This window comes from Flavobacterium sp. BFFFF1 (assembly GCF_002256285.1).
Classification (GTDB): Bacteria; Bacteroidota; Bacteroidia; order Flavobacteriales; family Flavobacteriaceae; genus Flavobacterium.
In genome coordinates this window covers 79,031-91,491 of sequence record NZ_NKJE01000002.1, presented here as the reverse complement: position 1 = coordinate 91,491, position 12,461 = coordinate 79,031, and the positions used below count along the sequence as shown (strand labels likewise).

The window sequence follows — 12,461 nt, the reverse complement described above, 5'->3', positions numbered from 1 at the left end:
GTGTATTTTGACGTTTGTTACGTGTAACACGGGGTAGCCTGCCGCACCAGTGGGCCATAAACAAAAAAATCCGGACAATAGCCGGATTCAGGTGGGTGTAACTGATGCGTTTAATTCACAGGATCGTAGTTTTCAGGTTTCCATTCCTTCGCCATCAGGTCTACGAAATGGTATTTTACGACATCATCCTTATCAAATTCACCATTTTTATTGGTATCCTCAATGGTACGGAAATAAAGCCGGTTTTTGGATTCGACGACATTCCAGTCGATCAGTTCCTGAAAGTCGCCCGACAGTTTCGTAAACCGCGCGCCACTGATGTCGCTGATGTATAACGTCTTGATGTCACTCGAATCGAGCTTTCCATCTTTGTTGGTATCCATATCGGCCAACGCATACACCATCAATTGCAATTTGCTTTTCAGGGCCAGCGTGTTCAGGTAGGTCGCGGATTGGATCAGCACCGGTGTTTTTGTCAACGCATGTATGGCCGTGGAATCCACATGCTGGAATTTCAGGTTTTGCAGGAAGCCTGTAATTTCAAAAAGGTTGTAATTGGAAACGGAGTAGCTGACCCGCTCGTCAGAAGCAGAGTTGGCGGCCGTTTTTGACCTTCCCTCATAAATCCGGTAATCGCCTATGGGATGAATCAGGTATTTCGTGCCCTCCATCTGGATTGGAAGATCGGCAATTTTAATTTGTGCGGTATCCTGCTTCACCTGTGGCGCCGGGGCCTTGGAGCTTTCGGTGTAGATTACTTTGGGTTTCTCCGGCTCTTCCTGTTTGCAGGATACCGTAAGAAACAAGAGACTGAGTGCTATATATCCGGGTATGCTTTTCATGGATGTGACATTTGAATATCAAATATAAGGCTTTCGGGCGATAAAAAAACCGCCGTTCACCCCGTTTAAAGCCGTGCGCTGAATTTAACATTAAAAACCCGTGAGGTCAGGTAGTTTGGTACCGCATATTGCGCCTTGGTATACACATCCCGCACCCACGTATTCGTAATGGCATTTTGGTTGTCAAACAAGTTAAAGATTTCAAACCCAATTGACATATCCTTAAATCTCTTTAACCAATGCCCTTCAGCACGTTTGTCGTTGTTTTCAGTCAGCACATACGAAAACCCGACATCGGCCCGGCGGTAATCGCGAAGACGGTTTTGGTACACATACGGATCCGCATAAGCTGGGGAGCCGCCCGGAAGCCCGGTGTTGTACACGAGGTTCAGGTACAACTTCATGTTCGGCAATTTCTCCATATAGTCCTGGAACAAAATCCCGAATTTAAGCCTTTGGTCCGTCGGCCGTGCGATATAACCGCGGTCATTGATGTTCTCTTCGGTCTTGAGATAACCAAAGCTCAACCATGACTCGGTGCCTTTTACAAATTCACCATTAAGCCTCATGTCAAAGCCTTGCGCGAAAGCCTTCGCATCATTATTTGCGGCGTAGCGGATGCGTACATTTTCCAACGTAAACGGGTTTACATCGGTCAGGGACTTATAATAGGCTTCTGAAACCAACTTAAATGGCTTGTTCCACATTGTAAAACTGTACTCATGTCCGGCCACGATGTGCACCGCCTGCTGTGCCTTGACATTTGGATTGACTACGCCATCGGCGCCGCGGAGTTCCCTGTAGAACGGCGGTTGGTGGTACAATCCACCGGAAAGGCGGAACACCATGTCTTTATCGCGGTTGGGTTTTACAGCAAATTGGACCCTCGGGCTGATCACGGACTGGCTTTTAGAATCGATACCGTCTCCCGAAACCTGCCATTGGTGCATGCGCACGCCGGCGGTAAATGCAAAATCACTGTTTCCAATTTCGGTTTTGCGGTTCCATTGGGCATATCCGGAAAGCCGGTCGATGGTGACGTAATTGGTGGCGCGTACGTTTTGATATGGCACTAAAGGTCCGGTGTATGGGATGTAAGGCTGTTGGTTGTTCGGCAAATCGACCCTCGGCGGATTGATGGAAAACCCAGCCGAATCAATGACTTCCCATTCTACCACGCGGTCGCGGATGTCTTCTTTGGTATACTTAATCCCCCACTCGATCAGGTTCTTTTCCCGTTCTTCCTTCATCTTGCTGCTGATATCGTGAATCCCTTTGATTTCAGCGTTCACGATCAGTGCGTCGAGGTCGTTTCGCGCGTGGTTGAACTGCGATCCAATGCCTTCGGTGAACTTCACATCGCCAAAATCTTCCGAACCGATATTGCTGTCGACTTCACCCAAACGGTACTGCGCGAGGATGTCAAAATACTCCTGCTCTACCGTGTGGTACGCCGACCCGATGAACTTTAGGGTGAATCGGTCTGTGGCATGAAACTCCGACTTGAATGCGCCAAAAACGGTTTCATAGCGGTCCTTTTCCTGGCCTTCATAAAATATCTGCAGTGCAATCGGGTCGTCGATGGTCCCAAAGTTTGTCTGCCTGGTCAAAGGCGTGTAGTCGTATTTGTTCTGCGAAATGTTCCCGAGGAAACTCCATTGCCATTTGATTGAAGGCGTAAACGTCACATACGTCTGTACATCGACGAAAGACGGACGGTAGTTTGTCTCCGTCTCCTTGCTGTTGACAAAAAGGCTGTTGTCCCTAAAACGGAAACCCGTTACGGCGGTCCACTTCCTGTCTTTTGAAACCAAATCGACAGAAGCCGCCCCGCCCAGCAGGCTGGCATCGAGAGAGGCCCCAAATTTGGACGGAATCCGGTAGGTAATGTCCAGCACGGAAGAAAGCTTGTCGCCATATTTCGCCTGAAAGCCCCCTGCAGAGAAGTCCACATTCGAAACGAGATCGGTGTTGGTAAAACTCAGTCCTTCCTGTTGCCCCGAACGGACGAGAAAAGGACGGTATACTTCAATTTCGTTCACATAAACGAGGTTTTCATCGTAGTTTCCACCGCGCGCAGAGTAAGAGGTACTCAGCTCATCGCTCCCGCTGACGCCGCCAAAACTCTTCAGGATACTCTCGACTCCGCCGTTTGCGCTGGGGTTCAGCCGGATTGTTTTTGGGTCGATGTTTACAATGCCCTCGAGCCGTGCCCGCGTTTTGGTACTGATGACGACTGTCGCCAACTGTTCTTCATGTGCTTTGAGCTCCGGGTTAAATTCAAAACTCTCATTGGCTTTCAGTTGTACTTTTACAACCGCTTTCCTTAAAGTGGTATGGGAAAATTCAATAGTCACTTCCGTATCTGCGGGAATGGAAAGGATGTAATAGCCGTTTTTATCGGTTACTGTAGCGGTTGTTGCCGTCTTCACATTGACATATTCGACGGGTTTGGCATTTTCGTCCAAAACGATTCCCTGGATGCGGGCCATTTGTGCGAAAGCATTAAATCCGATAAATAAAAGGAGGATAAGGATGAATCTGAATCTTGTTTTCAATGTTGCGTTTTTATTGTTTTTTTCTGAAAAAATGCGTTTCAAAGATAGCAGAATTTCCCACATTATCAGAGACTGTGACTTTTAAATCATTCCGGCCGTCCTCGAAAATCCCATCATCGAAGAAATGCGTGATCGATCTGGTTTTATAGTCGTATTCGAACAGGATCCATTTGCCGTTTAATGTGCCATTATAGGTTTTAACGCCGCTCAGGTTGTCGCGGATGGACAACACAAGGGTATTTTGTTTGCTCAGCCATTTTCCTTCCTTAAAATTTACAGCTTTTATCGTGGGTGCGATGGTGTCTTTTGCCAGTACGAATTCGCCGAGATTCTTTGTGTAGGAAGTAAACACGTTGCCTTTCCGGGTTGTCGGGTTGTAGCTTAGTTTCTTGCCGTCGAGCGAGGCGATGAACATTTTGTCTTTGTCCGCTTCCGCAGATTTCGTATCGGTAAAAGTGATCGTCATGTTCTTTTGCACGGGTACCGAATCATCCTGCAACGTAAGCTTGCCGTTCTTTACATCGAAATTCAGGTAAAAATCATCATAAAAAGTATCGGCTGGAATAAATACGGAGACATCGTCTTTGCTGTAGTTGTTGTCATTTCCCGATTTGAGGTAATAGGGTGTTTTCTTTACATCCGGTGTGGCATCTACCGCGGGCAGATCGGAAAAATCGAGCGGCACATCGATGTTGACCTCGTTACTGTGCGCATCGGCTACTTTGATCTTATAAGTCTGTGAAAGGTTCGGCACCGCTTCCAGAATTCCGTTTTTATCATCACTACGGATGATGCTCAGCGGGTATGGCCTTTCCATGTACAACTGCTGGATCCGCATACCGGTGTTTTTGAAGCGCGAATAATCCAGCAATGCATTGACGTAACGGCCTTCATCAAAAGCGAAAGTATCAAACTGGTAACCAAAAGACTGGTTTCCGTTAGCAAATGCCTGCACGCTGAATATGCCACTTTTGGTGTAATTGGAATCCGTCACATCATAAGCACCGATGCCGAACCCGACTTTGCCCTTTACGAGAATCTTGTCTGCGATATAATTGCCGTCGGGTTGCAGCGCAACATTGATCGCGAGCGGCTTGTGGCATTGATTGATTAAGGATTCCGTGCCGATGGGGTAAGCCATAAGTGCGGTAATGATTGGCTTGCGGGTGTCAGCGACCTTTGCCATAAATCCAAAAAGCATCGGATTCAGTATCTTTTCAGTGAAGGTGTCGCGGATTTCAAAATGCAGGTGCGGCCCACCGGATCCACCGGTATTTCCGGAGAATGCAATGGTATCGCCTTTGAGGACAGGCAGTTCTTCCGGTTTGGGAAACAGCTCGACTTCAAAATTCTGCTGAGCGTATTGGGCGGCCTTAATATAGGCTTCAATGGCGCCATTTGCTTTTGAAAGATGGCCATAAACGGTCGTGAATCCGTTTGGGTGGTTGACATAAATGGCCTTTCCATAACCATAAGGAGAGATTTTGATGCGTACGACATAACCATCGGCCGCGGCATGTACGGGCCAGCCTTCTTTTTGCTGGGTTTTAAAATCGAGTCCGGCATGGAAATGATTCGCGCGAAGTTCCCCGAAGGAACCGGAAAGAAACAGCGGAATGTCGAGGGGTGCGCGGAAATAATCTGTAGGATACTGGTTTTGTGCAAATAAAGCGGCGGATAGGAATAAGGTAAAAACTAACGATTTCATAAAATATTGGTTTTGGCTAATAGATACTGCTAATATAAACATAAACGCCGAGTGCAAAAAACCATGTGGTAATAACTTCCTATTTATGGTAATATTTTAGCGCCGGAATAAAGTTTTGAAAAATTCACCAAAACTATTGGTATAATAAAATAGAATACTAACTTTGTGAGATTAAGCGACGAATGGCAAATTTATGAGCGAAATCGCGGAAATTATTGATACTCTGGAAGCTAGGCTTGAGAGGCTTTTAACAAAACTGAAAAGTCTTGAAAAAGCGTCTGAAGTGTTAAAACAGGAGTTAAAGCAAGCCACCGCTGTGATACAACAACAATCAACGGAGATTGCCTCGTTGAAATCACAACACGAAACGCTCAGGATTGCGAATTCATTGCTTGGCAGTGATGAAAATAAAAGAGATACAAAGCTTAAAATAAATTCATTAATCCGGGAAATTGATTATTGCATTGCGCAATTATCAGATTAGAACATGGAGGAAAAGCTGAAGATTAAAATATCAATTGCAGACCGAATATATCCGCTGACCGTGGATCCGTCTCAGGAAGAAGGGCTTAGGAGCGCTTCGAGAAAGATTGATATGATGATTAAGCAGTTTGAGCAAAACTACGCCGTGCGTGACAAGCAGGATGTTTTGGCCATGTGTGCGTTGCAGTTTGCTACGCAGGTGGAGCAGAAACAGCTGGATAAGACGGCGGATAATGCAGAAACGAATGAAAGACTTTTAAAAATCAGCAATATGCTCGCTGACTATCTCGATCCGAAAAGTACCGCAGACGCTACCGACGGAAATTAAATACGTTCTTTACATAGACTAAGATACTGCCTACATTAGTTCAATTTGGTAAACTCAACACTAACAATTTAGAATGAGCGAATCACCGTTTCTAAAGCAAGCTGCCATTTCGGGCAGATCCTTGAACAGCGGGTTAGCTCAAAACTTGTCTTTACGAGTTTATTCATTCACTCTAATGTAGGCTTTTTTTATACATAAACACTAAACAAAAATGGATACAATTTTAATTATAATTATTTCGGCCATCGCAGGCATAGCTGGTGGTTTTGCCATCGCGAAGTTTCTCGAAAAGAAAAACGTCTCAAACCTCATCAAGAATGCGAGGAAAGAAGCAGCATCAATTTTGAAAGACGCAAACTTTGAAGCCGAAAACACCAAAAAAGACAAAATACTTCAGGCAAAAGAAAAATTCATTGAACTTAAGGCCGAACACGAGCAGGTCATTCTTGGACGCGAAAAAAAGGTCGCGGAAGTAGAGAAAAGGGTTCGCGACAAAGAATCACTGGTATCCAATGAACTTGCAAAAGCCAAAAAAATCAATGATGATTATGAGGCCAAAACAAGCGAGTACAACAATAAAATTGAAATTCTTGACAGGAAGCAGGCCGAAGTGGAAAGAATGCACAAAAGCCAGTTGGAGCAACTGGAAGTGATTTCAGGATTGTCAACTGAAGATGCCAAGAACCAACTGATTGAAGGCCTGAAGGCAGAAGCGAAAAGCAATGCGATGTCTTACATTCAGGACACCTTGGAAGAAGCAAAACTGACTGCACAACAGGAAGCCAAGAAAATTATCATCAATACAATACAACGTGTCGGAACGGAAGAAGCAGTAGAAAACTGCGTTTCTGTATTCAACATTGAATCAGACGACGTGAAAGGAAGAATCATCGGGCGTGAAGGAAGAAATATCCGTGCCATCGAGGCTGCTACCGGCGTTGAAATCATCGTAGACGACACCCCGGAAGCGATCATCCTTTCCTGCTTTGATCCCGTAAGAAGGGAAATTGCACGATTATCACTGCATAAATTGGTAACCGACGGGCGTATTCACCCTGCACGTATTGAAGAAGTTGTTGCCAAAACGACGAAGCAAATCGACGACGAAATCGCAGAAGTTGGAAAACGTACTGTGATTGATTTAGGAATCCATGGGCTGCACCCGGAATTGATTAAGGTTGTAGGAAGAATGAAATACCGTTCTTCTTACGGACAAAATCTTTTACAACACTCGCGTGAAGTTTCGAAGTTATGTGGAATTATGGCAGCGGAATTGGGACTGAATGTAAAATTGGCCAAAAGGGCTGGATTGTTACACGATATTGGTAAAGTGCCTGATACTGAAAGTGATCTTCCACACGCACTGCTGGGAATGCAGTGGGCGGAGAAATATGGTGAAAAAGAGGAAGTGTGCAACGCCATCGGTGCCCACCACGATGAAATTGAAATGAAATCATTGCTGTCACCAATCGTACAGGTTTGTGATGCGATATCAGGAGCAAGGCCGGGAGCAAGACGCCAGGTACTTGATTCGTACATCCAAAGACTTAAGGATCTTGAAGAGATTGCTTTTGGATTCCACGGCGTGAAAAACGCTTATGCCATCCAGGCGGGAAGGGAACTTCGTGTGATTGTAGAAAGCGAAAAAGTATCGGATGACCACGCGGCCAGCCTGTCATTCGACATTTCACAGAAAATACAAACCGAGATGACTTATCCGGGACAAGTGAAAATTACAGTAATCCGGGAAACAAGAGCGGTAAATATCGCGAAGTAATGTTTTCAAACTACAATAAAAAAGCACCTTATTACAGGTGCTTTTTTATTGACTAAATATTTTGGCTATGTCTTTCTCATCGATCGGCTTCAGGAAATAATTCACGATTTCATCTGCCGCCTCCTTTGCTTTACTGATGTCGGTACCGTCGTTCGAAGAAGTAATAACATAGACATTTGTATGGAGATCGTGCGCCAGTTTCAGTTTGCGGAATTCGTCAAGGAATTGCCAGCCATTCATAATTGGCATGTTGATGTCCAACAAAATTAAATCGGGGAAATTTCCCTGTTCCAACCTTTGTCTGAGGCCTTCAAGTGCGTCCAATCCATTAACAAAAAAGGAAGGTTTTACGTTGATTCCGAGCTTGTGCAACAGGTTTTTAAAAATAAAATGATAGATCTTATCATCATCAACAACAAAAACATCCTTGTATTTATTCATTAAAATAAATTTTAAAGATGGTTCCTGAATTCACTTCGCTGTCTACTGTAATTTTTCCGCCCATCGCCTCCACCTGATTTTTGGACATAAATAGTCCGAGGCCTCGGGAATTGGGATGCCTATGAAAGGTCTTGTACATTCCGAAAAGTGAACTTCCGTGCTTTGCCAGATCAATTCCGAGTCCATTATCAGCAATGGATAACACTTTCACACCATCATGATAGAAGAAATTATAATGAATGAGTGGGCGTTTATTCGGCTGGGAATATTTAACCGCATTCGTCGAAAAATTCAACAGCACACTTTCAAGATAGGCCGGATTAAAATACACTGTTTCATGGTCTGGAATGTCAATTTTGAACTCCACATGATGCCGCTCAAACTCTTCCATCAGCAGATTGAGCATTTTACCGAGGTATTCCCTGAGGTTTAAATGCTCTTTGACTGGCTTCAGATCCGATTGGATTTCGACCAGTTCTTTTAGGTTATCAATCGTCTCAGTAAGGTCATTTGAATTGGTTCGAAGGTGCAGCAGGCTTTCTTTCCGCAGTTCCTCATCGTCGTCAAACTCAATAAAATCGAGTAGCATTTTGAAATTACCCGCATGCGACCTCAGGTTATGGGATACGATATGGGCAAAATTCAACAATTTCTTGTTCTGTTCACTTAAAATTTCCAGTGTTTTCTGCAGCTCGTTTTCCCTCTCAATCCTCGACGTCACATCGCTGTGCGTACCGATAACCCGCAAGGGATTGCCATCAAGATCCCGATCGATAATTTTCCCGCGGCTGAGGACCCATTTATATTCGTCGTTTCGCGTACGCACCCTTTGAAGGTTTTCGTAGTAAGGCGTGCGGTCTTCGAGGTGACGCTGTATGTCTTTTTTATAATTTTGAATGTCATCCGGGTGGATTCTTTCATCCCAAACGTCGATATCCAGTATGGCGTCTTTCTCAGCAAAATGAAGCATTTTCATCGATTGGGAAGAAAAGAACACCTTATTGGTACGTACATCAAAATCCCATATTCCCTCAGACGAGGCTTCCAACGCAAATTGATAGCGCTCTTCAGATATCTTAAGTTTCAGTGCCTGGATGCGGTTATCAGTACTGTCGTTGACCCTTCCGTAAAAAACGAAACCACCTTTGCAATCCTTCTCCACCGTGGCCCTCGCGCGAAACCAACGGATCCCTTTGACGGGCAGGTTGCAGCGAAATTCAAAAAGCAGGTGCTGCATGTGTGTTTTTGCATGGGCAACGGCGTCCATGAACCTATCAAAATCTTCAGGCACGATTTTGCTTTTGAGGACATCGATGGTGTAATGCCCGATTTCCTCGTCGGTAAGTTCGAAATGGTTGATTACGGATTCACTTAGGAATGGAAAATTGATCCTGCCTTCTGCAGAAATGGTCATCTGAAAAATGAGATCAGGAACCTGTGATAAGAGTTTACTATAAAAATTAATCCTATCGTCCTGCTGCAATGAATTCGCAAAGAAATCTAATTTCATCTATTGATTTGAAATTGAATACGCTACCGCAGTAACTTATTGATTTGAGGCTACACAAATTTAAAAAAAATATGATACAAACCTACTTTCTCGGATGAAATGCATTGACAACCTGTGTAAGATGCCTGCGATCAAGATGTACGTAAATTTCGGTGGTGGTAATACTTTCATGCCCCAACATCAATTGTATGGAACGAAGATCGGCCCCGTTTTCGAGCAGATGCGTGGCAAAAGAATGCCTGAAAGTGTGTGGGCTGATTGATTTTCCGAGATTAATTTCCACGGCGAGGCGTTTGATAATGGTGAAGATCATCGCCCTGGTGAGTTTTCTACCATTTCGGTTTAGGTATAGCGTATCTTCATGACCTTTCTTAATCGGGAGGTGCGTCCTGATTTCGTTTTTGTAGATCTCTATAAAATGCCTGGTCTGGTTTGCAACCGGAACGAAACGCTGCTTATTGCCTTTACCGGTTACGCGCAGAAATCCCTCATCGAAAAACAAGTCAGAAATCTTAAGGTCTACAAGCTCGGAAACGCGCAAACCGCAACCATAAAGCGTTTCCAGCATGGACCGATTTCTTTCCCCTTCAGCCGTTTCGAGGCTAATGGCCCCAATCAAACGGTCGATATCTGACAGCGAAAGCGTGTCTGGGAGCTTACGCCCTATTTTCGGCGTCTCGATCAGTTCCATCGGACTGTCTTTTCGGTAATCCTCAAAAATCAGGTAACTGAAAAAACTCTTTAACCCCGATATGATTCGGGCTTGTGAGCGGGCATTGACTTCTTTCGAAATGTCGTAGACGAATTGCTGTATGAGTTCAGAATCGATATTGACAGGCGAAATATCCATACTGTTTGATTCCAGAAAACGGCAAAGCCTTTCAATATCGAAGGTATAATTGCCGATGGTATTTGCGGACAGTCCGCGCTCTATCAGAAGATAGGACTGGTAGCTTTTTATAAAAGAAATCCATTGGGCCATAAAACAACTGGGTTAACGGTGTTGAGATTTTTATTCACCGGTTTTTCGATTGTTTCAAAACGGGATGCACAACCCGATAGTGAATTACTCCATAAAGATAAAATAAAAAAAGCCCGTAGAACAGGAGGCTTTAAAACATTTGTGAAATACCGGAAGTACGATGCAAATCCAATATTTGCCGAAAATCGGCTTTCGTAAAAACCTGTGTTCAGCGTATTTGTGTTCTAGTGGGCTTAAATTTTTTATTTATTAACACCATTTTCTAGTTATGAACACAGGTACTAACAAGTTATGAACACGCCAATAGCTTTAAAGTATTGTTAATTTATTTGACACTGTAATCTATTAGGGGTAATTTAGTTTTAACGATAAACCATTAATCTAAAAAAGCAATTATGAAAAAAGTATTTTTATTAGCAGCATTTATGATCGTTGCCACTGCTAGTCAGGCACAAGGCGTAAAATTCGGAATCAAGGGAGGGGCCAACTTTTCAAATTTAGACGGCAATCAGGACAGCAAGAGCATTACCAGTTTTCATGGCGGAGTGTTCGTAGAGTTGGGATTGACGCCAAGTTTCTCAGTACAGCCTGAAGCACTTTATTCTTCGCAGGGTGCAAAAGTAGAAGGATCTGACGACATCAACTTCGACTACGTCAACATCCCGGTAATGGCCCGTTTTTACATTTTACCGAGTGTATTGAGTATCGATGCAGGACCTCAGTTTGGGTTTCTTGTAAATGACAATATCGATAGCATTCCGGGAGATTACAAAACAAAGAATTTTGATTTCGCGATTGCTGGTGGTGCCACAGTAAATATTGCTGCTGGATTTTTCGCTTCTGCCCGTTATGTAGTTGGGCTAACTGATGCCAGCGAAGAAACGACTTTTAAAGATACCGCAAAAAACATGACGGCACAACTTTCTTTAGGATATAAATTCTAATTTTTTTTAAGCCGGTCCCAAAAAGGCCGGCTTTTATTTTTCGGCTCTTAATATCGTTATTTTAGTGCTTTTTCCCTTTGTAAGCGTCGAGAGCACTTTCAGGTCATTTTCTTCGTCTTTTATTTCGATATAAGCCGTATTCGGGACAACAGTGCCTTCACTAATCGCCTTAATTTCTATATCGGTCTCGTCTGAATCGATATTCAACGACAATATCTTCACCTTTTTTGTGACCGTATAATCAGAAAGCAACACTTTTTTATTAACGGTAATCGTGATCTTGTCACCATCTTCTTTACCTGAGTCGTAAATATTGAGGTTTACGGTACGTGATTTCGTAAACATACTCATATTCTGGTCCTCCCTAAGTACATTAAGCGCCAAAGTATCCAACGACTTTACAAGGTTCACTTTATCTTTTTTCGCCTGGGAAACCAATTTGGTTTTCTTAACTTTCTTTTCAAGTTTAACTGCCTGACGCTCAATTTTTGCGACATTCACCAAATTTAGCTCGCCACTTATACATTCCTTACCATCAGTATAAAGCCCTTTAAATTTACCTTTAACAGCTTTTCCGGTTTGAATGTTACTAAGCTTCCCTTTAAAATTTACAAAGCAGAAATCATATTGGGTAACTTTTGATTTTGTGTAAATGATGCCTTTTTCCTTAAAGGAAATTTCACCCTTTTCTTTATTGAATGTTCCGGTAATCTTTGATTTTGTTTCATATTTCCCACCAATATCCGTTATCGAGTACCCTGAAATGATGCCTTTGGACTCATCAAGATGTACTCTGTAAGAAATGAAAGAGCTGTCATTCAACTTTAAAGCTCCCATATAATTTCCACCTGTTTGAGAATATACTGAAAATGAAATTGCTAAAAGAAA

Annotated in this window: 11 protein-coding genes and 1 other RNA gene; 5 read left to right on the top strand and 7 right to left on the bottom strand. The window is 43.5% G+C overall.

The window, feature by feature from the left end:
• Positions 1-110 precede the first annotated feature (110 nt).
• The 3 genes from CFE23_RS01475 to CFE23_RS01465 form a co-directional block, all read right to left on the bottom strand.
• Positions 111-842, bottom strand: a complete 732-nt coding sequence (locus CFE23_RS01475) for a hypothetical protein (protein WP_291082967.1) — start codon at positions 840-842, stop codon at positions 111-113.
• 65 nt (positions 843-907) lie between these two features.
• Entirely contained in the window at positions 908-3,334 is a 2,427-nt protein-coding gene (locus CFE23_RS01470) for a TonB-dependent receptor (RefSeq protein ID WP_291083333.1), read from the bottom strand.
• Between the two features lie 76 nt (positions 3,335-3,410).
• On the bottom strand, positions 3,411-5,108 hold the full coding sequence (locus CFE23_RS01465; RefSeq protein ID WP_291082964.1) for a peptidoglycan DD-metalloendopeptidase family protein: 1,698 nt from the start codon (positions 5,106-5,108) through the stop codon (positions 3,411-3,413).
• 193 nt (positions 5,109-5,301) lie between these two features.
• Between CFE23_RS01465 and CFE23_RS01460 the strand changes: the two genes are divergently transcribed.
• The 4 genes from CFE23_RS01460 to rny all read left to right on the top strand — a co-directional run bounded on the left by CFE23_RS01460 (position 5,302) and on the right by rny (position 7,696).
• Positions 5,302-5,592 (top strand): hypothetical protein, encoded by a 291-nt coding sequence (locus CFE23_RS01460; protein ID WP_291082961.1) that lies wholly within the window; start codon positions 5,302-5,304, stop codon positions 5,590-5,592.
• Positions 5,593-5,595: 3 nt separating this feature from the next.
• On the top strand, positions 5,596-5,919 hold the full coding sequence (locus tag CFE23_RS01455; RefSeq protein ID WP_291082958.1) for a cell division protein ZapA: 324 nt from the start codon (positions 5,596-5,598) through the stop codon (positions 5,917-5,919).
• Positions 5,920-5,971: 52 nt separating this feature from the next.
• Positions 5,972-6,080, top strand: a non-coding RNA gene (gene ssrS / locus CFE23_RS01450) — 6S RNA.
• A gap of 50 nt (positions 6,081-6,130) precedes the next feature.
• Positions 6,131-7,696 (top strand): ribonuclease Y, encoded by a 1,566-nt coding sequence (rny, locus tag CFE23_RS01445; RefSeq protein WP_291082955.1) that lies wholly within the window; start codon positions 6,131-6,133, stop codon positions 7,694-7,696.
• Positions 7,697-7,741: 45 nt separating this feature from the next.
• Here the strand turns inward: rny and CFE23_RS01440 are convergent, their stop codons facing one another.
• The 3 genes from CFE23_RS01440 to CFE23_RS01430 form a co-directional block, all read right to left on the bottom strand.
• Positions 7,742-8,137 (bottom strand): response regulator, encoded by a 396-nt coding sequence (locus CFE23_RS01440; RefSeq protein WP_291082952.1) that lies wholly within the window; start codon positions 8,135-8,137, stop codon positions 7,742-7,744.
• Positions 8,130-9,647, bottom strand: coding sequence for a PAS domain-containing sensor histidine kinase (locus tag CFE23_RS01435; RefSeq protein WP_291082949.1), 1,518 nt, complete (start codon positions 9,645-9,647; stop codon positions 8,130-8,132). Before CFE23_RS01435 ends, CFE23_RS01440 begins: the two co-directional genes overlap by 8 nt.
• An 82-nt stretch (positions 9,648-9,729) precedes the next feature.
• A complete protein-coding gene (locus tag CFE23_RS01430; protein ID WP_291082946.1) occupies positions 9,730-10,629 on the bottom strand; it encodes a site-specific tyrosine recombinase in 900 nt (299 codons plus the stop codon).
• A 395-nt stretch (positions 10,630-11,024) separates the two neighbouring features.
• Here CFE23_RS01430 and CFE23_RS01425 point away from each other — a divergent pair, with 395 nt between their 5' ends.
• On the top strand, positions 11,025-11,573 hold the full coding sequence (locus CFE23_RS01425; protein WP_291082943.1) for a porin family protein: 549 nt from the start codon (positions 11,025-11,027) through the stop codon (positions 11,571-11,573).
• 33 nt (positions 11,574-11,606) lie between these two features.
• Here CFE23_RS01425 and CFE23_RS01420 read toward each other — a convergent pair whose 3' ends face one another.
• A complete protein-coding gene (locus tag CFE23_RS01420) occupies positions 11,607-12,410 on the bottom strand; it encodes a hypothetical protein (protein ID WP_291082940.1) in 804 nt (267 codons plus the stop codon).
• Positions 12,411-12,461 lie beyond the last annotated feature (51 nt).